Source organism: Psychrobacter sp. TB20-MNA-CIBAN-0197 (assembly GCF_040309765.1).
Classification (GTDB): Bacteria; Pseudomonadota; Gammaproteobacteria; order Pseudomonadales; family Moraxellaceae; genus Psychrobacter; species Psychrobacter submarinus.
Window position 1 is genome coordinate 17,515 of record NZ_JBEOPC010000030.1, and the last position, 22,438, is coordinate 39,952.

Annotated in this window: 20 protein-coding genes; 13 read left to right on the plus strand and 7 right to left on the minus strand. The window is 46.0% G+C overall.

Going from position 1 to position 22,438, the window contains the following annotated elements; all coding sequences use genetic code 11:
- Positions 1–7: 7 nt before the first annotated feature.
- Complete coding sequence (gene purB / locus AAEY83_RS10115) at positions 8–1,399, minus strand: adenylosuccinate lyase (RefSeq protein ID WP_025646859.1); 1,392 nt, start codon at positions 1,397–1,399, stop codon at positions 8–10.
- Between the two features lie 284 nt (positions 1,400–1,683).
- The gene (mnmA, locus tag AAEY83_RS10120; RefSeq protein WP_037059754.1) at positions 1,684–2,925 is read right to left on the minus strand and encodes a tRNA 2-thiouridine(34) synthase MnmA; all 1,242 of its coding nucleotides are present in this window, start codon (positions 2,923–2,925) and stop codon (positions 1,684–1,686) included.
- Positions 2,926–3,077: 152 nt separating this feature from the next.
- Here mnmA and ispF point away from each other — a divergent pair, with 152 nt between their 5' ends.
- The 6 genes from ispF (at position 3,078) to AAEY83_RS10150 (ending at position 8,251) form a co-directional block, all read left to right on the plus strand.
- Positions 3,078–3,572 carry a 2-C-methyl-D-erythritol 2,4-cyclodiphosphate synthase gene (ispF, locus tag AAEY83_RS10125; protein WP_025646861.1) on the plus strand — a complete coding sequence of 165 codons (495 nt, stop codon included), beginning with the start codon at positions 3,078–3,080 and terminating at the stop codon, positions 3,570–3,572.
- Between the two features lie 171 nt (positions 3,573–3,743).
- Positions 3,744–4,094 carry a Grx4 family monothiol glutaredoxin gene (gene grxD, locus AAEY83_RS10130; RefSeq protein ID WP_025646862.1) on the plus strand — a complete coding sequence of 117 codons (351 nt, stop codon included), beginning with the start codon at positions 3,744–3,746 and terminating at the stop codon, positions 4,092–4,094.
- A 173-nt stretch (positions 4,095–4,267) separates the two neighbouring features.
- On the plus strand, positions 4,268–4,795 hold the full coding sequence (locus AAEY83_RS10135; protein WP_025646863.1) for a hypothetical protein: 528 nt from the start codon (positions 4,268–4,270) through the stop codon (positions 4,793–4,795).
- A 135-nt stretch (positions 4,796–4,930) separates the two neighbouring features.
- Positions 4,931–6,826 carry a tRNA uridine-5-carboxymethylaminomethyl(34) synthesis enzyme MnmG gene (mnmG, locus tag AAEY83_RS10140; protein WP_025646864.1) on the plus strand — a complete coding sequence of 632 codons (1,896 nt, stop codon included), beginning with the start codon at positions 4,931–4,933 and terminating at the stop codon, positions 6,824–6,826.
- Between the two features lie 76 nt (positions 6,827–6,902).
- Entirely contained in the window at positions 6,903–7,862 is a 960-nt protein-coding gene (locus AAEY83_RS10145) for an AEC family transporter (RefSeq protein WP_025646865.1), read from the plus strand.
- Positions 7,863–8,041: 179 nt separating this feature from the next.
- A complete protein-coding gene (locus AAEY83_RS10150) occupies positions 8,042–8,251 on the plus strand; it encodes a ChaB family protein (RefSeq protein ID WP_025646866.1) in 210 nt (69 codons plus the stop codon).
- A 139-nt stretch (positions 8,252–8,390) separates the two neighbouring features.
- Here the strand turns inward: AAEY83_RS10150 and AAEY83_RS10155 are convergent, their stop codons facing one another.
- Together AAEY83_RS10155 and AAEY83_RS10160 are read right to left on the minus strand one after the other, a co-directional pair.
- On the minus strand, positions 8,391–9,635 hold the full coding sequence (locus tag AAEY83_RS10155) for an HmuY family protein (protein WP_025646867.1): 1,245 nt from the start codon (positions 9,633–9,635) through the stop codon (positions 8,391–8,393).
- A gap of 76 nt (positions 9,636–9,711) precedes the next feature.
- The gene (locus AAEY83_RS10160) at positions 9,712–11,823 is read right to left on the minus strand and encodes a TonB-dependent receptor plug domain-containing protein (protein ID WP_025646868.1); all 2,112 of its coding nucleotides are present in this window, start codon (positions 11,821–11,823) and stop codon (positions 9,712–9,714) included.
- 244 nt (positions 11,824–12,067) lie between these two features.
- Between AAEY83_RS10160 and AAEY83_RS10165 the strand changes: the two genes are divergently transcribed.
- From AAEY83_RS10165 to AAEY83_RS10180, 4 genes are all read left to right on the plus strand, one after another.
- Complete coding sequence (locus AAEY83_RS10165) at positions 12,068–13,213, plus strand: ChuX/HutX family heme-like substrate-binding protein (protein WP_025646869.1); 1,146 nt, start codon at positions 12,068–12,070, stop codon at positions 13,211–13,213.
- A 61-nt stretch (positions 13,214–13,274) separates the two neighbouring features.
- Positions 13,275–14,105, plus strand: coding sequence for a heme/hemin ABC transporter substrate-binding protein (locus tag AAEY83_RS10170; protein ID WP_025646870.1), 831 nt, complete (start codon positions 13,275–13,277; stop codon positions 14,103–14,105).
- Positions 14,106–14,179: 74 nt separating this feature from the next.
- On the plus strand, positions 14,180–15,190 hold the full coding sequence (locus AAEY83_RS10175) for a FecCD family ABC transporter permease (protein WP_025646871.1): 1,011 nt from the start codon (positions 14,180–14,182) through the stop codon (positions 15,188–15,190).
- 26 nt (positions 15,191–15,216) lie between these two features.
- The gene (locus AAEY83_RS10180) at positions 15,217–16,047 is read left to right on the plus strand and encodes an ABC transporter ATP-binding protein (RefSeq protein WP_025646872.1); all 831 of its coding nucleotides are present in this window, start codon (positions 15,217–15,219) and stop codon (positions 16,045–16,047) included.
- A gap of 79 nt (positions 16,048–16,126) precedes the next feature.
- On the opposite strand, the gene AAEY83_RS10185 is transcribed toward AAEY83_RS10180, so the two are convergent.
- The 3 genes from AAEY83_RS10185 to AAEY83_RS10195 all read right to left on the minus strand — a co-directional run bounded on the left by AAEY83_RS10185 (position 16,127) and on the right by AAEY83_RS10195 (position 18,495).
- The gene (locus AAEY83_RS10185; RefSeq protein ID WP_156923993.1) at positions 16,127–16,297 is read right to left on the minus strand and encodes a hypothetical protein; all 171 of its coding nucleotides are present in this window, start codon (positions 16,295–16,297) and stop codon (positions 16,127–16,129) included.
- 29 nt (positions 16,298–16,326) lie between these two features.
- Positions 16,327–17,358 carry an LLM class flavin-dependent oxidoreductase gene (locus AAEY83_RS10190; protein WP_025646873.1) on the minus strand — a complete coding sequence of 344 codons (1,032 nt, stop codon included), beginning with the start codon at positions 17,356–17,358 and terminating at the stop codon, positions 16,327–16,329.
- Positions 17,359–17,553: 195 nt separating this feature from the next.
- Entirely contained in the window at positions 17,554–18,495 is a 942-nt protein-coding gene (locus tag AAEY83_RS10195) for a LysR substrate-binding domain-containing protein (RefSeq protein WP_025646874.1), read from the minus strand.
- A gap of 356 nt (positions 18,496–18,851) precedes the next feature.
- On the opposite strand from AAEY83_RS10195, the gene AAEY83_RS10200 reads away from it, so the two are divergent.
- From AAEY83_RS10200 to AAEY83_RS10210, 3 genes are read left to right on the plus strand one after another with little or no spacing between them, the layout of a single operon-like run.
- Complete coding sequence (locus tag AAEY83_RS10200; RefSeq protein ID WP_025646875.1) at positions 18,852–20,525, plus strand: AmpG family muropeptide MFS transporter; 1,674 nt, start codon at positions 18,852–18,854, stop codon at positions 20,523–20,525.
- Positions 20,526–20,565: 40 nt separating this feature from the next.
- Positions 20,566–21,447 (plus strand): peptide chain release factor N(5)-glutamine methyltransferase, encoded by an 882-nt coding sequence (prmC, locus tag AAEY83_RS10205; RefSeq protein ID WP_037059720.1) that lies wholly within the window; start codon positions 20,566–20,568, stop codon positions 21,445–21,447.
- Positions 21,448–21,479: 32 nt separating this feature from the next.
- A complete protein-coding gene (locus AAEY83_RS10210; protein ID WP_025646877.1) occupies positions 21,480–22,280 on the plus strand; it encodes a HesA/MoeB/ThiF family protein in 801 nt (266 codons plus the stop codon).
- Positions 22,281–22,438: the final 158 nt, after the last annotated feature.

Below are 22,438 nucleotides of genomic sequence, written 5' to 3' on the forward strand. Positions count from 1 at the left end.
GCAAACTTTAAAGCTTTGCTATCCAGTCTTGAATAGCGCGTGCTTGCTCAGCAGCGTTACCCGTATAAGTAGCTGGCGTCAGCTCGCGCAGGCTTGCTTTGTCGCTATCTGAGACAGCAGCCAACTCATCGCTCTCTACAAAGGTGAGCATGGCTTCACGAGTCATGGCATTACCGCGAGTCAAGGCTTTGAGCTTCTCGTATGGGTTTTCGACACGGTAACGGCGCATGACCGTTTGGATCGGCTCGGCAAGTACCTCTTGCGCTTGCTCCAAGTCATCATTTAAACGCTGAGGATTGACCTCTAATTTGCCTACACCTTTTAGGCACGCATCATAAGCAATCATACTTTGCGCCAGGCCGACACCAATATTACGCAGTACTGTAGAATCTGACAAATCACGCTGCATACGCGAGATAGGCAGCTTTTCCCCTAAGTGCGCTAGCATGGCATTGGCCACGCCCAAGTTACCTTCGGAGTTTTCAAAGTCAATCGGGTTGACCTTGTGCGGCATGGTAGATGAACCGACTTCGCCGTCTTTTAGGCGCTGCTTAAAATAGCCTAAGCTAATATATTGCCAAATGTCACGGTTAAAATCGATTAATATAGTATTAAAACGTTTGACCACATCAAACAATTCAGCGATATAATCATGTGGCTCAATTTGAGTCGTATAAGGATTAAAAGTCAGCTCTAAGCTTTGATTGATAAACTGCTCAGCATGACTTTGCCAGTTGACTTCTGGATAGGCTGATAGGTGAGCATTGTAGTTACCGACTGCGCCATTGATTTTACCGAGTAGCTCAACCTGACCGATTTGCTTAATTTGACGAGCTAAGCGATAAGCGACATTGGCCATCTCTTTACCTAGCGTCGTTGGGCTAGCAGTTTGACCGTGCGTGCGTGACAGCATGGGCTGATCAGCGTGAGTAATCGCCAAGTCAACGATGCTATCGGTCACTTGCTGCATTTTAGCAACCACAAGCTCGCGGCTGTCTTTGAGCATAAGCGCATAAGACAAATTGTTAATATCTTCACTGGTACAAGCAAAATGGATGAACTCTAGGCTGTCCTCTAACTGCTGATTGCCGCGAAACTTATCTTTGATAAAGTACTCAACCGCTTTGACGTCGTGATTAGTTGTCGCCTCAATATCTTTAATCACCTGCGCGTCACTTTCACTAAAATCATCAACGATACTATCCAAAAAGGCATTGGTATCTGCATCAAATGCTGATAATTCACCGATGGCATCATTATTTGCTAACGACTGCAACCAGCGGATCTCAACGGTGACACGCGCTTTAATAAGACCAAACTCAGAAAGATAAGGACGTAAGCTGTCAGCTTTTGAAGCATAACGGCCATCGATTGGGGAGAGAGCGGTAAGTGGGGTCATGGTATCGCCTTTGAGTGAACAGAAAGTGAATGACTGCTTACGACAGCAGTAAATTTTGGTGGCGCAATTATAGCAAAAACTGATGCAAAAAAGGGAGTGTCAGCGATATTTTCCACGAATTAATAGTACGTCAAAGACAGATATCAACGTCAATAGATTTGGGAGAAATTGAATAGAGAGAGGAGTCAAAAACGATTGAGGATCATAATCCAAACGCGAACGGACGACATGACAAGCGGAGCAGTAACGGTTGCTACTGCCGCTTGTCAAAAATTAAATGCTATCTAAAAACCGCAAGGCGCATCAATCGATGCAATCACGCCGCCGCCCAAACACATCTCATCGATATAAAACACCGCAGACTGACCCGGCGTCACTGCGCGCTGCGGCTCATCAAAGACCACGCGCACCTCGCTACCGTCAGTATTTGTCGCAAACACACGGCAGGCCTGATCTGGCTGGCGATAACGCGTTTTTGCCATGCAGCGTAAGCCCTCAGCGCTAAAGCTATCTTTTGGCGCAAGACCATCGACCCAGTCGAGTTTGTACGCTTGCAGCTCATTGCTCATCAGCATAGGATGCTCGTGACCTTGACCAACGATTAGCTGGTTTTTCTCTAAATCTTTAGCAAGGACAAACCAAGGCTCCTCAGGACGATCTTTTACACCGCCGATACCGATACCGCCGCGCTGACCTAAGGTGTAGTACATTAGCCCATCATGCTGACCGATAACATGTCCATCGTCAGTGATGATATCGCCTTTTTGAGCAGGCAAGTACTGTTGTAAAAAGTCTTTAAAACGGCGCTCACCAATGAAGCAAATACCGGTTGAGTCTTTTTTCTTCGCGGTCACTAAATCATGCTCTTCTGCGATGCGGCGTACTTCAGGCTTCTCTAACTCACCAACTGGAAATAAGGTTTTGGCGATTTTGTCGCCGCCCACCGCATGCAAAAAGTAGCTTTGGTCTTTATTATTATCAAGGCCGCGCAATAGCTGCGCTACCTCCATACCCGCGCTATTTTTATAATTTACGCTGCGGCGCGTGTAATGACCGGTAGCGATATAATCAGCGCCAAGACCAAATTTTGGATCAGAGGCATAGTCTAGAAATGCTTTAAATTTGATCTCTTTATTGCACAAAATATCGGGGTTAGGTGTACGTCCGGCTTTATATTCAGCTAAAAAATGTTCGAACACGCGATCCCAGTATTCCATCGCAAAGTTGGCAGTGTGCAATTTGATACCGATTTTGTCACAGACCGCTTGCGCATCTGCAAGATCGTCCATAGCTGTGCAGTATTCGGTGCCGTCATCTTCTTCCCAGTTTTTCATAAACAGACCTTCGACGATAAAGCCTGCTTGCTGCAGAAGTACGGCTGATACCGAAGAGTCGACACCGCCTGACATACCAACGATGACCCGCTTCGTGTTTGGGCTATCGATGTCGGCTAAGTTTAGAGGACGATGGTGAGTGATCGTAGTAGCTTGACTGGATAAATTTTGCGTGGCTGATGTAACTGGCATAACGGAGCGCTCAACAATTTGTGATAACATAGGCGCTATATTATAGCATTGAATTAAAAATCAATGCTTATCAAGCTAATTTCTAGTTTTAAAAATAGCTTAGATGCTGTCATAAAAGTTTCGCTTATGTTGAATAAAATTTTGGATGAACAATGATAAAAATTGGTCAAGGTATTGACGTTCATGCTTTTCATAACAATGGTGAACAGCAACAGTATGTCATATTAGCTGGCGTGCCGATTGAGCACACCCATAGCTTGCTTGCGCACTCAGACGGCGATGTAGTACTGCACGCACTTGCGGATGCTCTGCTTGGCGCTCTGGCGCTCGGTGATATCGGTCAGCATTTTCCCGATACTGATAGCGCGCATGCTGGCCTTGATTCAAGAGTGCTGCTACGTTATGTCTATAGCAAAATAGTCGACGCCGGCTACAAGATTGGTAATGCTGATATTACCGTGATGTGTGAGCGCCCTAAGCTTGCTCCCCATAATCAGGCGATGCGTGACAATATTGCCAGCGATTTGCAAACTGATGTCAGTAACATCAGTGTCAAAGCCACGACTACTGAAAAGCTAGGATTCGCCGGTCGTCAAGAGGGCATTATGGCAAGTGCTGTCGTCCTTTTATTGGCTGATAAGTCCTAATCGTTAGTGGCTTTGATAGTGACCCTTAATAAGCCATTGTTAAAGATTTAGAATAAGTCCTCAAAATGGCTTGCAATAAAGTTATCTCTACCCCATGTAGCACATAACGCTAAGCAAAATTTTTAATAACCCTGCTATTTTAATCACTCTACTAATAGGATAGGAGCTTTTATGAGCGAGCAAACCCCAAATACCGCTGCTAATGATGTCGAACAATTGATTCGCGATCAAATTCGTGACAATAAAGTACTCATTTATATGAAAGGCACGCCGCAGTTTCCGCAGTGTGGATTTTCCGCGCGTTCTATTGAAGTATTAACGCAAATCGGCCGTCCGTTTGCTTTTGTTAATATCTTAGAGAACCCTGAGATTCGCGCGACCTTGCCAAAAGTAGCGAATTGGCCTACTTTCCCGCAATTATGGATTGATGGCGAGCTGATGGGCGGCTCAGATATCATTCTACAAATGTATCAATCAGGCGAATTGAAGCCACTAGTCGAAGCTAATAGCCCTGCCGCTTAATTTATAGACAAGGCTGTATGGATCCCATATAAGCTTTGAGTAAATACTCGAAATAATAATTAACCTTAGTTAAAGCCTGAGTCAGCCAATAGCTGCTGACTCAGGCTTTGTTGTTTTCGGCGTATTTATCCCCATATACGGCTGCATAATGAAATAAACAATAAGAGGGTATTATGACCAATCAAACCAATACGCAAGCCTATGAAGATGCCGCTTTAGAAAAACGTCGCGAGCATCTTAAGAATGAATCAACGCGCATTATCGAGATGGCCAACAATGAGGACTTCTCAGCGCTTAGATGTATTCATCAGCTCAGCGTCGCTGGCGGCGCGACAGAAGGTACTTATACCGCAATCGAGCAGCGTATCTTTGCTGATCAAGATGCTGCGGGGGCTTATCATCTAGCGCTTTTGGCACAGAATACGCCAGATCTGCCCGTTGATGCTCGTCAGCTTATCGAGATTGTCGTCAATAAAGGCGATAATGAGCAGCGTTTGGCCTTATTGAAGAACCTGCCACTACCGCCTGTTGAGCTCATCAAAGAGCAAATACTAGCTAGCGATGATGGCGAAGCGATTGGACAGATGAATGCTTATTTGCAAATTAACCCAGAAGGTCATGGCAGTCAGCATACGCTGGTCAGTGGTCATTCCGATCAAATTGTACCGCTAAGCGAGGGCAAAAATATAAAGTTTGATTAATGCAGCTCACTAATAACGGCAAAAAATTGTTATAATAAGCACCAATGTCAACTCTCTAGCCATTTTTTAAATCACTGAATACGATAGATGTTGATGTCCTTATTTTTGGGTCGATATCTATCAAGCGAGGCACAAATGCAATACCCAAAATATTACGACGTAGTCGTCATCGGCGGCGGTCATGCGGGGACCGAAGCCGCTCTAGCAGCAGCGCGTATGGGTGCGCAGACCTTGCTATTGACGCACAATATCGAGACCTTAGGCCAGATGAGCTGTAACCCTGCTATCGGCGGTATCGGAAAATCGCACTTAGTGCGTGAGATTGATGCGTTAGGCGGTGCTATGGCTTTGGCGACTGACAAGGCGGGCATTCAGTTTCGGGTGCTAAACAGTCGTAAGGGCGCAGCAGTACGGGCCACGCGCGCGCAAGCGGATCGTATTCTTTATAAAGCGGCTATTCGTCATACGCTTGAGAATCAGCCTAATCTTGATCTGTTTCAGCAAGGTGCAGATGATATCTTAGTCGAGAATGGTCGCGCGACTGCTGTTGTCACCTCGACCGGTATTATTTTTAAAACCCAGACGGTTATTTTGACTTCAGGGACTTTTTTAGGCGGCGTCATACATATCGGCCTTGAGAATTCTAAAGGCGGACGCGCGGGAGATCAGCCCTCAATTAAGCTTGCTGATCGTCTGCGCGAGCTAAAGCTACCTGTCGGCCGCTTGAAGACAGGCACGCCTGCGCGTATCGATGCGCGCACGGTGGACTTTAGCGTTATGACCGTACAGCCTGGTGATACGCCATTGCCAGTGATGAGCTATATGGGTAATGTCGATATGCATCCTGAGCAAGTCAATTGTTATATTACTCATACTAATGCGCGTACTCATGACATCATTCGTGAGAGTCTAGATCGCTCGCCGATGTTCTCAGGTAAGATTGAAGGCGTGGGCCCACGTTACTGTCCGTCGATTGAGGACAAGATCCACCGCTTCGCTGATAAAGACAGTCATCAAATCTTTATTGAGCCTGAAGGTCTCACTACTCATGAGCTTTATCCTAATGGTATCTCCACCAGCTTGCCTTTCGATGTGCAGTTAGAGTTTATCCATAGTATGAAAGGCCTTGAGAACGCACATATTACCCGCCCTGGCTATGCCATTGAGTATGATTATTTTGATCCGCAAAACCTCAAACCAACGCTTGAAACTAAGTCGATTGATGGGCTTTATTTTGCCGGTCAGATCAATGGCACGACAGGCTACGAAGAGGCAGGGGTGCAAGGCTTATTAGCAGGTACTAATGCTGCACTAGAGACCACGAATAATAGCGAGTATGACACGTGGACGCCGCGCCGTGACGAGGCGTATCTAGGTGTGCTCGTCGATGATCTCATCACTCATGGCACCACTGAGCCGTATCGAATGTTTACTAGTCGTGCTGAGTATCGTCTGCTGCTACGTGAGGATAACGCTGATCAGCGCTTGACTGAGACCGGTCGCAAATTAGGTCTCGTTGATGATAGCCGCTGGCAAGCTTATGAGCAAAAGATGGAATCGATAGCTAGTGAGTCCGCGCGTCTCAAAGACATGTGGGCGACGCCAGTCAATGACTTAGGTAAGCAAGTCGCCGCGCAAACGGGTGAGGTGCTATCAAAAGAAGCGACCGCTTATGATTTGCTCAAGCGTCCGCAGATTAACTTTGCCGATATCGCTGCGATTACTGATTCCAAAGTCGATAACCAAGTGGGTGAACAGATTGAGATTTCAGTCAAGTATGCCGGCTATATCGATCGTCAGCGCGATGATATTGAGCAAATGAAGCGTTTGGAGAATACCGTACTACCACTCGATTTTGACTATAGTATCGTCTCTGGTCTGTCGAATGAAATTGTACAAAAACTCAGTAAAGTACGTCCAGCTACGCTCGCACAAGCGGGCCGTATCAGCGGGGTTACCCCTGCTGCGATTCAACTGCTAGCGATGACAGTCAAAAAGCAGAAAAAAGCCAAGTCGGCACTGGAGTCGTAAGTTTTATACTATTGATGAGGCTGTAGACAGGTTTTATCTAAAACATGAGTTAACGTTTTAATGACGTGAGTCACTTATGATCGCTGCGGTTATTTTTGCTATTACTATCGTACTGCCCAACCTCTTTTTGATGGGGTTGGGTTTTTTCATGAAAAAACGCGGACAAGTGAGCCAAGCGTTTATCGATCAAGCCTCTTATTTTGTTTTTAATTACTGTCTGCCAGCTTTATTGTTTTTTAGTGTGGTCGATAGCGAGGTTGACTATGCTAAGCAAATCACCTTAATAACGGCAGGCGTTGTCGTCACCTTTATTTTGTTTCTTGGTAGCGAGATTTACGCTAAGCGCTTTATAGCCAATAGCGCTGATCAAGGGGTGTTTGTCCAAGGTATCTTTCGCAGCAACATGGCGATTATCGGTCTTGCTACCGTCGCCAACGCTTATGGTGATATCGGCCTCAGTATCGGCGCGGTCTATATGGGCATCGTCACTATTCTCTTTAATATCCTAGCGGTGATTACGCTTAGCCGAGTGTCTAAAAGCTTAGATGATACCCGTCTAAGCCGTAGCCTAATGGTAATAAAAAAGGTATTTACCAATCCGCTTATCTTAGCGCTACTGGCGGCTTTTACTTATAAAGCATTACCACTGCCGCCTGTGCCCTCAGTCATTCATCATACTGGTGATTTACTCGCAGCAGTGGCGCTGCCTCTCGCTCTACTTTGTGCGGGCGCAAGTATCAACCTAAAAGCGATGCTCAGTCTGTCAGGCTTATCGATGCAAGCGAGTATAGGCCGTATTGTGATTGCGCCGCTACTGGCTATCGCTATCGGTTTGGCATTTGGTTTAACGGGCGTGCATATGGGGGTGCTGTTCTTGATGGTCGCATCGCCAACGGCAGCGGCAAGCTATGTGATGGTCAAAGCGATGGGCGGTAATGACATTTTAGCTGCCAATATTTTGGCGTTTACCACGGTGGTGAGTCTATTTGGTATGGCGCTAGGCGCGGCGGTATTGCGTGCTTTAGGATTGATGTAACTAGTATTGATGTAACTAGTATTGATGTAAAAAGTGAGGTGAGCTTAGGCTTAGTGTATTTAAAGATAAGAGGTGCTGAGGTATTGTCACTAACTTTAACCGTGTTAACCAAAGACATATGGCGTTTTGCAGCGTCTTTTTTTTATAATAAAAAAATAATATAAGTAAAGGAGTCTGCCATGCCATACGATAAACTATCTGATCTGCCTGATAATGTAAAAGACAATTTACCTAAGCATGCCCAAGAGATTTTTCAAGCGGCGTTTAATAGTGCAAGCGAGCAATATGAAGATGAGTCGCGTCAGTTTGCTACCGCGTGGGCGGCGGTTGAAAACGTCTATCATAAAAACGACGATGGGAGATGGGTCAAAAAGCCTGATCATAAATAGCCAAAGAGGCTACTCATTAGCTTAAGATTTTAACTTAAAGTTCTACTGTCCTGAACAATAAACACCAGCCATAATAACTATGGCTGGTGTTTTGCTGATATGAAGTTGTATTTTTAATAAACCTGATGACTTATCTTATTTATTCAGCAGGCTGGACATCAAATTTAAATACCCAAGAGGTGGCTTTGGTGGTGGTAGCATCAGGATAATTAATCTGTGTCAGACGCATGCGCGCATAACTATCACCACTGTTTGAGCGGATCAGCGCGCCTTGAGCTTTGTCATCAGGTTTTGCACTGAGTTGATGAGTCATGCCATTATAAGTGTACCAGCCAAAATCGAGGTTTGGATAAGTGCCGGTGTAGCCCGGGTTTAGATCTGAGCTGTCGCTATCCACCATCCAGCTGCCTGCTGATTTTGGCGTATCAAAGTCTGTGACATTCAATAGATTGGCAAGGCTTTGCTCTTTATTGTCAGTCATGAACTTAGCTTTGATAGGCTCGTCTTTATCATCATAGTAGCCGTCTGGAGTATTAGCGACAAAACCACCGACCTTACCGGTACCGGACGCGCCGCCATTGAGTTTGACACTGTTACGCCTAAATGCCACCTGCCACTGTTTTGTAGCATCATCAACGATGTTACCCGTTTTTAGATTCAGATAAGTCCACTCCGTGTTGCTAGTGGCGTTAATGGTCTTGGTTTTGACTTGATCGGCGCGCGGCATTGCGGTATCAATCCAGCGCACGGTTGGGTGGCCAGATACTCCAGCTTCATCGTAGTAGTTGATAATCTGCATGGCATAAATGGGCTGCTGCACACTGCTGGCAGTGGCCGGATCGGTATGGTCTGTTGTGATAAGGTACACGCGGTTATTAGGATATAGCTTATGATTTTCTGCAATATTATAAGCGTACCATGAGTGACTATCAAAAATACCGCCGCTGTTATCTTCGTTATAATGGTGCGTGATGTCACTACCGGTTTTTGGGTCTTGCATACCGTTGTTATAAGCGCTTAGCTCTGACCAATCCATCAATCCAAACACGCCGCCATCACCGTCGCCTGAGCTGCCACTGTTTGACCAAAGACTGACCCCGCGTTGTTGATTATCAAATTTAACGTCCCACGTGGCGCTACTACAGTCCACCTCGCTATCACTGTCAAAATCAAAACAAGTCTGCACATTAGGGTTGAGACTCGCGCCACTGATTGTCCATTCAGCGCTTTGACTAAAGCTCGCCGTAGCCGTGGGTGGTGCCGTAGTTGAACCGCCACTACTACTGTTATCGCTATCACTACCGCAGCCGGTTAGCGCAACTAATATGGCGGCACTGAGTGCGCCTAAGGCAGATGTTTTGGTCAGGCGTAAATAAGATGACATAAAAAGCTCCTGTTGAATAAAACGGTGATATTAAGTAAAACGAGGAAAGTAAGGGTTAAAAATTTTGTGATCCAGCTTATTGCCAGTTAAAACGTGCGCCAATTAGCCACTCACGGTTGTCAATCGGGCGATAATCACTGGTATCGCGTACATCACGCTGGGTATCAAAGATGTTATTCACCGCGCCATACAGACTAAAATTATCATCAATCTTGTAGTTCAATTGACTATCAAGCGTCCACCATGATGGTGAGTAGGACTGCGTGGCAGTATCAATCAGCTGCTTAGACTCGTAGTTCAACCTAGGAATAAGCTGCAATGTATCACTCAATTGATAATCGAGTGCCAGCATGACTTTATGATTAGGACGGTAAGTTAATTCGCTGTTGGCGCTCTCATTTTTGGTTTTTAGATAGGCGTATGTGGCTTGTAGGGTGGCGCGATCATCCACTTGCCAATCGATGCCAATATCGCCGCCATAAGTGTAGGCACTATCGATATTGGTATATTGAAAAATACGGATGCCATTTTCGATAGTGGCGTTTTCGTTATCAGTTTGGATTAAGTCCTCCACATCGTTATAAAAGCCGTTAATGGATAGGTTTAAATCATCACCAATCTGCCCTTGATAACCGACTTGATAGCTCGTTGAGGTTTCAGGCTGTAAGCTAGGGTTGCCCATGACTTTATAGCCCAAATTACTGTGGTCAAAGACGTAATAGCGCTCTTTTAAGTTGGGCACACGGTAGCCGCTGCCGACGCTGGCGCGAAAGATATGATCGCGTCCACTTGCGTCCGTACGGTTGTATTTGACAGCTACTTTTGGTGCCACATGATCGCCAAAGTCTTGATCATCTTGATAACGAATGCCCGTGAGTATCTCCCAATGAGCACCAATCAGCCAGTCATCTTGGAGATATAGCTCGCCCACATCACGGCTGACCTCATCGCTGATAAGCTCGCTGATACTGTTTTTGGTTTGAGATAGGGTGTCGCGCTGCACCTGTCCGCCTACTTGCAATAAGTGCATATGCGCACCTGAATCGATGGCTGGTAAATCAAGCTGCACCTGACCTAGCGCGGTGGTGATGTTTGTATTTCGCGCTGATGCAAGCACCTCATTGGATAGGGTGTCTGAGTCGCTTTGATAGTCTTCATATAACGCTTGCGCAGATAACTGATAGGTTTGCGTATTTTCATTGAGATGAATATCAGTGCTACCACCGATGCTGATACGATCCTTGTTAATCGACTCCTCACGCTGCTGCGGCAAAATATTTTGCGCCACGCGGAGATTAAAGCGGCTGGTATCGTCCTCGCTATAGCGGCTCGCCTCAGCCCACAGCTTTGAGTGCGTAAGCATAGTACGATCATCAGGAGTATAGCTGAGACGTCCTGTTACCTGCGTTTGTTCGCTAGCGTCTTTGATTCGTGGCCAGCGCGCGGTATCGGTATTTAGGCCATCATCATCTAAATAAGAAGCAGACAGACGGGCCTGCAGGCGCTGCGCTGGATCCAGTGCTCCTTCTATACCGGCAGCGATAAAGCGTTTATTGGCATCAATATCATCACCTGAAGGGTTTTGATCGCCATTAGTGGCAAGCTCGGTATTGACATAAGCTTTGGTTTTGTTAGTAGGTTTGGTAATAATATTAATCACTCCGCCCATTGCTGCACTGCCAAATTGCGCGGACGCCGCTCCTTGAACCACCTCAATTTGTTCGATATCCATGGTCATATACTGATTGAGATTGACTGTCGAGCCTGTACTGGCGGTGATAGGCAGACCATCAATCAATACTAAAACCTGATCGCCTGTAAAACCCTGCATACTGACTTCATAGCCCGTCTTGCCATGTACTTGCTTGAGATAAACGTTAGGCAATAATTCTAGCGCCTCTTTTAGGGTATGCGCATGATTATCCTCGATTTGCTTGCTGCTAATGACATCTACTTTGACAGGGGCGTCGCTAAGAGCTCGGTTTGAACGGGTGGCAGTTACCACAATAGGATCAAGTACGGTGCTAGGCATGGCGCTATTTGCCAAGCTTTGCTCGCTATCAGCAAGACTATTGAGCTGATAAGGATCTGCTGCTTTCGTGTTTGCCGTTATCGTGACAGCTAATACAAGCGTTATAGCGGCACTCAAAGGCTTGTAAGAAGCTTTAAAAGTATTAGATGTTGGCATAAGTGTACACAGTAAGAATAAGGAAGTTTGAGTAAATATAAGTTACATAATTCTTAGTTTTGAGTAACAAAGTAAGCATAGATTAATACAAATGATATTGGTTATCAACGAGTAAATAATAATTATTATCATTTACAAATAAAAAAAAGTTGGTCATAATGCGTTTTGTCAGTGAGCGCTCCGGCATTTTATTAAAAAAGCATAGAGACGCCGCTTTTATATTTGCTTAATAGAGGATACGACCATGACTCACCCCATTCAGCTTGGCCAAAAAGACTCGGTACTTTGGCAGGCCTACCAAGATAAAAAAACGGTGACACCGATGTTATTTCCGACCGAAGGCGCGGCGGTATTGGGTGTAAGTGAGTTTGAGCTGTTACTTGCCTCACCGCATAGTCAATATATTGGTGGCCAATGCAGAGCAGTGCTTGAGCAGCTAGAGAATTTCGGCGCTGTTGAGAGTATCGTACGTAACGCCTTAGCCGTCCATGAAAAAACCGCACCATATCACAATCTAAAACTTGGCGAAAAAAGGGGCATTGCCCTCAATGTTGGTGGTTTAGATTTGCGCTTTTTTATGGGACGCTGGCAGCATATGCTCGCCGTGACAGATCTTAGCAAGAGTGATAAGCCCTCTTATAGCATTCAGTTTTTTGATGAGCAGGGCGCTGCGATCGATAAGGTGTTTTTACGCGAATTAAGCGATGATAATATCGCGCGCTGGCAGAAGTTAGTTGATAGGCATGCGCAAGCGGTCGATATAACCGAGCTGGTGCTTGATGAGGCAACCGTACCCAAGACTTGGCAGTATAAAGAATTGAGTGATGATAACCGTGACAAGTTGCAGCGTCGATGGCGCAAGATGACGGACGTCCATCAGTTTTATCACATTTTAAATAAGCTTGAGGTTGATCGCGCCAGTAGCTACCGTCAAGCGCCTACAGGGTCTGCATATCCGCTCAGCCTTGATGCGATGAGTGCTGTTTTTGAGCAAGCGCGTGATAGCGAGTGTCCTATTATGATATTTGTTGGCAATTCAGGGCTGGTACAAATTCAAACCGGTACAGTAAAAACCATCAAACGCATGGGCGACTGGATCAACATCTTAGATAAGAGTCACAATAACTTCACTTTGCATCTAAAAGACAAGCAGCTGGCGCAATTGTGGTGCGTCAAGCGTCCAACGGCTGATGGTATCGTCACGTGTATCGAAGGGTTCGATCAGTTTGGCAGCAGTATTTTGACTGTATTTGGTCAGCGTATGGAAGGCACTAGTGAGCTTGCAGCATGGCAAAAAATCACTGCTGATATTGTGGCTAAATTCTCACAAGGGCTGAATGCAGAGGCGCAGCATACTGCCATGCACAATAATTCGGCGCAGCCTGCTTAATGAAAGGGCTGTTAGCCACTCATGACTCCTCTTTTATGATTCACAGTTACAAGGAACGTTTATGTTCGCGCAATTATCATCTTCTTTTTCTCGCTCCCGCCTCATATCATCTTTTTTTGTTGGCAGTATCTGCGCGCTGACTGCCTTATCGGCACAAGCTTATGAGCGCATCGTCGCTATGAGTCCTGATGTGGCAGATATCATCGTCGCGCTTGGTGCGACCGACAAGCTGGTGGGCAAAGATGCGACCAATAGCCATCCTGCCTTAAAAGATGTGCCAAAAGTGGGGATGCACCGCAACATTACCGCAGAGTCCGTGTTGGCAGTTAAGCCTGATTTGGTACTTGGTAGTTATATGGTGCAGCCGGTTAGTGTCTATCAGCGCCTCAATGACTTAAATGTCAAAGCCGCTAACGTAGCGCCAAAAGAGGGCGTCGATTATTTTGCCAATAGCATCAAAGCGACGGGTATCTATATCGGTAACCGCAGTGAAGCTGAACAACTTGCAGATCGTTGGTCTCAGGACATGCAGCCGTTAGCAAAAACGGGCAAACGCTATATCTTAAGCTATGATGGGCGCATTGTCGCAGGCAAAGGGACGGTGGGGGATGAGCTGATTCGCCGGGCAGGCGGGATTAATGCGGCGAATGTCTCAGGACTCAAACCTATGTCGCGTGAAGGCTGGCTGGCTGCCAAGCCTGATGTGATTATCATCGCCGATCATAATCAAAAGGTCATCGGCGGCGTCAGTAAGTTTAGGAAGCGTCCTGAGATTGCCGTAAGTAATGCTGCCAAAAATAATAAGGTTGAGTTTTGGCCTGCCGATAAGTTTTTACGCTACGGCCTAAACTCTCCAAAGGCCATCAAATCGCTACACGATATGGCAAAGTAGCGGGCACTCTAAACCTCTACTGTCATGATTCATCGGTTTAATTCCTCATTTGTCACGCTACAGACGATATCCTTATGTCAAACAGTGCCACTTCCAAAAGTCAGAGTCGCTCTCATGTCGGCGCGTTGAATATACCTTCTAAATATAAGCAGAGCGTCTACTATGTCTTAGCAGCTCTAGCGTCATTGCTGCTGATTTGGTTGGGATTGGGTATTGGCTTTGGTGAGTGGTCAAGCCCGGTGCACTTAGATGAGACCATTTGGCAATTGCGCTATCCGCGTGTGGTTACAGCGTTGCTTGTTGGTATGGCACTATCGGTGAGCGGCGCTGCATTGCAAGCATTATTTGAAAACCCGCTGGCTGATCCAAGTCTTATCGGTACCTCAGGCGGTGCGGCACTGGGCGTGGTGCTAGTGCTTGCTTTTGGGGTCAGCGGTATTGGTATTCCCTTTGCCGCCTTTATGGGTAGTGTGATTGTCTGTTTGTTTATCCTAGGCTGTCATAGGTTTTTGGGCGGCGGTCAGATGGGGCTACTGATTTTAGGCTTTGTCATTAGTGCCTTTTGCGCGGCGGTGGTGAGCCTAATCTTATTTATGTCTGATGATATGGTACTTAGGTCCGCGACCAACTGGCTATCAGGTAGTATGGCAGAAGCAGGCTTTGTACCGCTACGTTATTCGATTATCTCCATGGTGCTAGGACTCATTATTTTGTTGCCTTTGGGTCGTCAACTAGATGGGTTAATGCTAGGTGAAACAACTGCAAAATCTTTAGGGATAAAGGTTGGCTTGAGCCGCTGTCTGGTAATTATTGCCTCAGCTTTGTTAACGGGAGCAGCAGTATCTTTGGCCGGAGTGATTGGCTTTATTGGCATGATGGTGCCCAACTTGCTAGCTATCTTGTTTGGCGGTGGACGGATGCGGCTGATGATATGGTCGGGCTGGCTGGGCGCGATGCTGCTACTCGTGATTGACAGTATGGCGCGGCATGTGGCTTATCCAATAGATGTGCCCGTTGGCATTGTGCTGGCGCTGTTAGGCGGACCGTTTTTTATCTGGCTGTTTGTACGTAGTAGCCGTCGTTAATCAAGTAACTATCAAGGATGCCCTCTATGTTCAATTCAACTGCTACGGCAGCTACAACGACTACCATAGACTATCATAAGCATGAAGATAATACTGAGCTGCTACGCTTACAAGGTATTCATATTGCTCATGGCGCTAAAGTGCTATTAAGCGTCGATTCACTGACGCTACCTAGCCACAAGTTAGTGGCTTTTATTGGCCCTAATGGAGCGGGAAAAAGCACTTTGCTACATGCTATATTAGGGCAGCATACCGGATCAGGTCTTAAAACTGATGGACAGATTAGCGTTCATGGTCAGCCCATTGATGAGGTCATGCGCCATGGTCATATCGCTTGGGTCGGACAGCATGAGCGTTTTGAGTTGCCATTGACCGTATTAGATTATGTGCTGCTAGGCGTATCCCCTAATCTAGCTTGGTATCAACGACCAAAGGCTCAGCATGTGAGTCAGGCTAGACGCTTGCTTGAGGATTTTGAGCTGTGTAATTTGCTATCAGCGCGAGTACAGACTCTATCAGGGGGCGAAAAACAGCGTTTAGCTATCGTGCGCGCGCTGATGCAAGACACGCACATTATGATGCTCGATGAGCCAACCAACCATTTAGACATTCGCCATCAGCGTTTTTTATTAACCTATTTGCGTGATCTGGCGCGCCGTCAACATAAAAGCATCTTAGTCGTATTACATGACTTGACTCATGCACATCGCTATGCCGATGCCGTTGTGCTATTACATAATGGACAAGTTGTGGCTCAAGGCTCTCCTAATGCGGTTATGAATAGCGAGCAATTAAGCGCGGTTTATGATGTCGATATAAAGGCGCATCAAACCGAGGACGGTGTGCTATTTGTTTAGTAAATAAAGCAGAGTAAATAAAAACCTCCTTCTCGCTAGAGTAGGAGGTTTTTATTTACACTAAAAGTGAAGATTAAATTTAGCGGCGTCTATCACGATTGCGCCGCTCTTCACGCCGAGCTTTGCCTTTCGGGCTGACACGATAGGTTAAATAACCAAAAAATACCAGAACGATAATAAAGGCGACTATATATAAGAATATAGAGCTGCCAATAAACAATGATGCTGCAATCACAGGGGTAGCTTCCATGTCAGGTTTCCAATTAGTGCTTTTGATTATTATGCAATGGCGGCATCACCTTGTAAAGTAAACAAATTTAACTGAGAGATGAGCTCAAATGAGCGTAGACGCGCCGCTTGATCATAGACGTTGGCAGTTACAATCAACTCATCTGGCTGGTATCTTGCCAAAAATGCCGTCAGCTTTGGCTTGACTGTCTCGACAGAACCAATAAATGAGACGGAAAGTGCATTATCTACCATCATTTTTTCAGCTTGGCTCCAGATACTATCCATATCGTAAGTAGGCTTTGGCATCTGACCTGTCTCCCCGCGGCGCAAACGTACAAAGCTCTGCTGTGCTGAGGTAAAGTGATATTCGGCAGTTTCGTCATCATCAGCGAGTAATAGATTGGCCGCCAGCATGACATAAGGCTTATCTAAATAGGCAGACGGCTTGAACTGCTCACGGTAAGTATCAATGGCTTGTCCGAGCATTTGCGGAGCAAAATGAGAGGCAAACACATACGGTAACCCTAAGTGCGCCGCTAAGGTTGCGCCAAATAAAGATGAACCTAATATCCAGATAGGAATGCCTGATTTGGCACCGGGGAATGCCTGTACTGGACTGCCATCTGTATCATTGCCCAAAAAGTACATCAGCTCTTGGACGTCTTGCGGGAAACGCTCAGCGTCTTTCATCTGACGACGCAGTGCCTGAAACGTCGCGCCATCTGTCCCCGGTGCGCGGCCCAAGCCTAAATCAACGCGGTCTCCGTACAATGCCTGCAATGTGCCAAATTGCTCAGCGATAACGAGCGGTGCATGATTTGGTAGCATCACGCCGCCTGCACCAATACGGATACGCTTGGTTTGGCTACCGATATGTGACAGTAGGACTGAGGTCGCTGCACTGGCGATACCTGGCATATTATGATGCTCTGCCATCCAGTAACGGTTAAGACCGGCTTCTTCGGCCTTTTGTGCCGTCTCGACTGTCTGGGCGATGCCCTCTGCAATGATTTTACCTTCCGGTACAGGGGCTAAATCTAAAAATGATAAAGGAATGGTAGTAGTATTGCTGTTGGTCATATCTCACCTATTATTGAGTAGTGATAAGCGCTCACAAGCTTTAGGCAGTCTTTTGTTATTATCGTTTAAGACAGCTTATGAAAAGGGTGAGCGCTTGATACTGTACATGATGGGGTAGATCATGAGTTTATCAAGGGCTGTGTTAACGAGGGTAACAAATATTAAAAGACTAGGTTGCGTGCGACAGAGATATTGTCAAACCACACCTTTATGATCGAATTGTTTCTGACACAGCTCCATAAAGGCGCGGCCATACTGGCGAACCTCAGCATCATCACGCACCGCCATCCAACTGGTAAAGCGGCCAAAGTGATCGACCGGTATAGCAGTAAGGTTATGATAATGACTAGGCTCAAAGGCCATCTCCGCGATGATCCCAATCCCTAAACCTAACCCAACATAAGTACTGATCACGTCAGCGTCAAGAGCCGCTAAAACAATATCAGGCTCTAGCCCTGCATCGCTAAAAGTTTTATCAATAGCGCTGCGACCCGTATAGCCGCCGTGATAAGTGACAATAGGATAGCTGGCAAGCGTGGGCAGATCGATAGTTTCTAGACCGGCAAGCTCATGATCTTTAGGGACGATAATGCGATGGGTCCAATCATAGTAGCGGTGGCAGCGTAGATAGTTATTATGAAGTAGAGATTCGGTAGCGATACCGATGTCCGCCTGTCCGCGAATGACCATCTGCGCGATAGTTTCAGGATCAGCCTGCTGCAGAATCAAATTTACCTTAGGAAAGCGCTCTTTAAACGCTTTTACCACATGCGGCAAGACATAACGCGCCTGCGTATGCGTGGTGGCAATGGTGAGCGTACCTGTATTGGGATTATTATAATCGAGGCTTAAGTTCTCAATCGTACGTATCTCAGCAAAGATAGCTTCGATATGCGGCAGTAGTGCAGTGCCCATGTCGGTAAGGCCGGTTAAGCGCTTGCCTTGACGGATAAACACATCTGTTTTTAATTGACTCTCAAGCGCAGCAATGTGCTTGGATAAGCTCGATTGACTGGTATGCAGTACGGTTGCCGCTTGGCTTAAATTATAGCCATTGATGACGGTATGCCAAACCGTCTCAAGCTGTTTCAGCTGAATTTGCAAGTGCCGCTGATTGACGACTACGTCGATTGCCATAATTTATTCCCCAAAGTTTTAAAACCATATCTGCGGCTAGTGTAAATCATAGTTATTATTCTTGTATATACTAGATAGTAATCTATTTATACTATTTTGGAATATATATTACCGAAACTATGAGAGTAGCTGAACTTTCATAAATAAACCTTGATAATCATTAGGCCAGTTAAAGATAATACAAACAGTAGCGATAGTTGATATCACCGTGTATTAACAATGAGATAGGTTAGGTACACAAAGCATCATGCATAAGCAATTAGCTGCAAATACCTCTAGTCATAGATGATGTTCTCAAGTACCATAATTCAATTTTGTAACGAAATCTTTTTTGTTTCAAGTTTTGGTAACTTATTATGTCTGCTGTCAAACCTGTACCACCTTCTACACCAAAGCCATCGATTGAAAAAAAGTCATTGAGCGAAAGTCTAAAAGCTTATCTCGATCGCCGTGCCATTATCATGCTGTTTTTAGGTTTTGTGGCGGGCATTCCCATTTTACTTATCTTCTCCAGTCTCTCTTTATGGCTACGCGAAGCTGGGATTGACCGTAGTGTCGTCACGATGTTCAGTTGGGCGGCGCTTGGTTATGCCTTTAAGTTTATTTGGGCGCCGCTTATTGATGCAGTGCCGCTGCCAGTATTGACTAAAATGCTAGGCCGCAGGCGCAGCTGGATATTGGTCTCGCAGCTGCTCATTATCACTGCCATTTGTATTATGGCAGGTGTCAACCCGGCTAATGAGGGTAGTCTATTCTTGATGGCAGTAGGGGCTGTGTTATTAGGGTTTTCGTCAGCGACTCAAGACATCGTCATTGATGCGTATCGTATTGAATTAGCGCCGCCAAGCTTGCAGGCGGTACTGTCTGCTATGTATGTCACAGGCTACCGCATAGGGATGATTGTCGCTGGTGCAGGCGCTTTGTATCTAGCGGATTATTTTGGCTCAACCGAGGCGCTGTATAGCTATGAGGCGTGGCGCAATACTTATTGGATTATGGCCGGCGTCATGGGCATTGGGGTGATAACAACCTTAGTGATTCATGAGCCTGTCAGCAAGCAAGTATTAGTCGAGCGTGAGACGTCCGATTACACACGTTTGGTATTAGTATTCGCGATTTCGGTAATCGGATTTGTGATGGTTTTTGCCAATGCAGGCGCGGTATTGCCTGAGGTGGAAGGCGTATTTACAGGATTTTTGCTCGAAGTGGTGCGTATGGCAGTGAGTCTAGCCGCAGCTATCGGTATCGGCTATGGCTTGGTCAAAGCCAACTTAGTAGCGCCAGAGTTTGCGCGGGTCACTTGGGTCGAGCCTATCGCTGATTTCTTTCGTCGTTATGGCAAAAAGGCATTGTTATTATTAGCGCTAATCGGTCTTTACCGTATCTCTGACATTGTCGCAGGCGTCATCTCCAACGTCTTTTATCAAGATATGCAGTTCTCCAAAGTCGATATTGCTAACGCGGTCAAATTAGTTGGCGTCGTCATGGCGATCGGCGGTGGTTTTTTGGGCGGGTTATTGGCACAAAAAATGCGTATTATGCGCGCGATGATGGTTGGGGCGGTGCTTGCTTGTGTGACTAATCTGTTGTTTATCTTGCTGACTTATCATCCGGGTAGTTTGCCTTATATGTATCTGGCTGTGATTTTGGATAATCTAGCAGCAGGTCTTGCCAGCGCGGTGTTTATTGCGTTTTTATCGGCGCTGACTTCTATTCGTTTTACTGCCGTGCAGTATTCGATATTCTCCTCGTTGATGACGTTATTACCTAAAGTGATAGGTGGTTATTCAGGCTCTATCGTTGATAGCACCAGTTATCCGTTCTTCTTTTTGTTCACCTTTGCTCTGGGTATTCCTATCTTAGCGCTGATTTATTACGTCGATAAGCATATTATCATTGGTGACAATGACGACTATGACAGTGATAGTAATGATGGTATGAATAATGGCGATGCTGATAAAGGGCTTGATTTAAACAAAGCCAACCCTAATTTAACGCAGACCAAAGAGCCACCGCGTGCTAGCGAATAGCAGTTATTTATCATAAATAGGGCGTAAATAAGAGTGATTGATGACAACGTTTACAGATAATCTGACAATCAAGCAGATTAAACAGCAAGCGGCATCTATAGCTGAGACCTTAGCAGTGCCGCAATTTTGGCTTACCGATTGGCTGCTGTATGTCATCGATAAGCCGTCGCTATTTTTGATGACCGATGAGCGCTATCAGTTAACCGATAGCGAATCTGCAAAGTTTAATGCAGGTATTAAAAAGATGCAGCAGGGCATACCTTTAGCTTATTTAACGGGACATCAGGCGTTTTGGTCACTTGATTTTAAAGTAAACGCGCATACCCTGATACCGCGGCCTGATACCGAAGTATTGGTTGAGCAAGTGCTGGAATGGATTGAGAATAATCCGATTGCCAATCATAAAGCCTCTAAGCGTTTGCTAGATTTAGGTACGGGCTCTGGTTGTATTGCTATTAGTTTGGCTCATGAATTAGCACGATCAAGCTGGCAAGTTATAGCTGTTGACTTATCCGCAGAAGCATTAAGCGTCGCTCAGCAAAACGCCACTGATAATCAGGTAGATAATGTCAAATTTATGCAAAGCAGCTGGTATGAAGCGCTACCTTCTGATGCCATTCAGCGCTTTGAGGTCATTGTCTCCAATCCGCCTTATATCGATGAAGCGGATGAGCATCTACAAGGGTTAAAAGCTGAACCTATCAGCGCCTTAAGTGCGCCTAATAAAGGTTTGGCTGATATTGAGCATATCGTAGAGCAAGCGCCGAATTACTTACAGCAAGGTGGCTTATTAGCCATAGAACATGGTTACGATCAAGGCGAGACGGTTAGAGCGTTATTTGCTGCTAACGGCTTTGAGGCGATAAAAACCGCTAAGGATTATGGGGGTAATGATAGAGTGACCCTAGGACAACTAAAGTGACAACTAAAGTGACAACTAAAATGACAACTAAAATGACAACTAAAACGCCTTCTACAGATAACCAGAGTCTCACGGACGCTGAGTTACTGCGCTATGCTCGGCAAGTGTTATTAACAGGCTGGGATATTGACGCACAGCTGCGTCTGAAGTCTGCTCGGATTGTAATGATAGGCGCAGGGGGCCTTGGTTGCCCAGCATCAGAGACGCTAGTGCGCGCAGGGCTTGGTGAGGTGCATCTCATCGATGATGACGTGATTGAGATGAGCAACTTACAGCGCCAAAGCTTATTTTTACCAAGTGATATCGGTGCAGCTAAAGCGCTGACCGCAGCGCAGATGCTCAAGCAAATCAACCCTTTGATTAGCGCGAAAGGCACGGTCGCACGTCTGACATTAGATAATGCTTATGAGCTATTAGAGCTAGCTGCTGGCAAGCCTAGTCTATTGCTAGACTGTACTGATAATTTCGCCACTCGCGATATTATCAACCGGATTAGCGTGCGCTATCAGATTCCATTACTTAGCGCTTCGGCGATTGCTATGCAAGGACAATTGGCATTGTATGAACCGCAGTTAAAGAGCGGCTGCTATCATTGTGTTTTTGGCGATGTTAGTACGGATGAGGCAGTAGATGAGCGCACTTGTGCCAACTCAGGCGTCCTTGCTAGTACTACTGCTATCATCGGTAATTTGCAAGCCAATGCGGCATTGCATTACCTCGGGCTGAACACCAATCCGCTGACAGGCAAGCTTTTATTGTGGGACGGTAGCCGTATGCAGCAGCGCATGATGGGCTATCGGCAAGATACCAGCTGCCCGGTATGCGCGTTATGATTGTGTACCGCTAGCGCCATCACAGCTATTTTAGATCATTAGGTTATAAATCATTACTTTTACACCTGACTATAGTTGTTCGGGCGTGTTGAACATTCGACCGTGGCACTGACAGAGACTATTTTTTAGGCGATTTGCAGATAAAAATGGTAAGTTTA

Bases quoted from the DNA above. Each gene is read 5' to 3' on its own strand.
- AAEY83_RS10155 (WP_025646867.1), bottom strand. From the start codon at position 9,635: ATGTCATCTTATTTACGCCTGACCAAAACATCTGCCTTAGGCGCACTC.
- AAEY83_RS10160 (WP_025646868.1), bottom strand. From the start codon at position 11,823: ATGCCAACATCTAATACTTTTAAAGCTTCTTACAAGCCTTTGAGTGCC.
- AAEY83_RS10180 (WP_025646872.1), top strand. From the start codon at position 15,217: ATGTTCAATTCAACTGCTACGGCAGCTACAACGACTACCATAGACTAT.
- AAEY83_RS10195 (WP_025646874.1), bottom strand. From the start codon at position 18,495: ATGGCAATCGACGTAGTCGTCAATCAGCGGCACTTGCAAATTCAGCTG.
- AAEY83_RS10200 (WP_025646875.1), top strand. From the start codon at position 18,852: ATGTCTGCTGTCAAACCTGTACCACCTTCTACACCAAAGCCATCGATT.
- AAEY83_RS10150 (WP_025646866.1), top strand. From the start codon at position 8,042: ATGCCATACGATAAACTATCTGATCTGCCTGATAATGTAAAAGACAAT.
- AAEY83_RS10165 (WP_025646869.1), top strand. From the start codon at position 12,068: ATGACTCACCCCATTCAGCTTGGCCAAAAAGACTCGGTACTTTGGCAG.
- AAEY83_RS10185 (WP_156923993.1), bottom strand. From the start codon at position 16,297: ATGGAAGCTACCCCTGTGATTGCAGCATCATTGTTTATTGGCAGCTCT.
- purB (WP_025646859.1), bottom strand. From the start codon at position 1,399: ATGACCCCACTTACCGCTCTCTCCCCAATCGATGGCCGTTATGCTTCA.
- AAEY83_RS10210 (WP_025646877.1), top strand. From the start codon at position 21,480: ATGACAACTAAAACGCCTTCTACAGATAACCAGAGTCTCACGGACGCT.
- prmC (WP_037059720.1), top strand. From the start codon at position 20,566: ATGACAACGTTTACAGATAATCTGACAATCAAGCAGATTAAACAGCAA.
- AAEY83_RS10145 (WP_025646865.1), top strand. From the start codon at position 6,903: ATGATCGCTGCGGTTATTTTTGCTATTACTATCGTACTGCCCAACCTC.
- mnmA (WP_037059754.1), bottom strand. From the start codon at position 2,925: ATGCCAGTTACATCAGCCACGCAAAATTTATCCAGTCAAGCTACTACG.
- mnmG (WP_025646864.1), top strand. From the start codon at position 4,931: ATGCAATACCCAAAATATTACGACGTAGTCGTCATCGGCGGCGGTCAT.
- AAEY83_RS10170 (WP_025646870.1), top strand. From the start codon at position 13,275: ATGTTCGCGCAATTATCATCTTCTTTTTCTCGCTCCCGCCTCATATCA.
- ispF (WP_025646861.1), top strand. From the start codon at position 3,078: ATGATAAAAATTGGTCAAGGTATTGACGTTCATGCTTTTCATAACAAT.
- AAEY83_RS10190 (WP_025646873.1), bottom strand. From the start codon at position 17,358: ATGACCAACAGCAATACTACTACCATTCCTTTATCATTTTTAGATTTA.
- AAEY83_RS10135 (WP_025646863.1), top strand. From the start codon at position 4,268: ATGACCAATCAAACCAATACGCAAGCCTATGAAGATGCCGCTTTAGAA.
- grxD (WP_025646862.1), top strand. From the start codon at position 3,744: ATGAGCGAGCAAACCCCAAATACCGCTGCTAATGATGTCGAACAATTG.
- AAEY83_RS10175 (WP_025646871.1), top strand. From the start codon at position 14,180: ATGTCAAACAGTGCCACTTCCAAAAGTCAGAGTCGCTCTCATGTCGGC.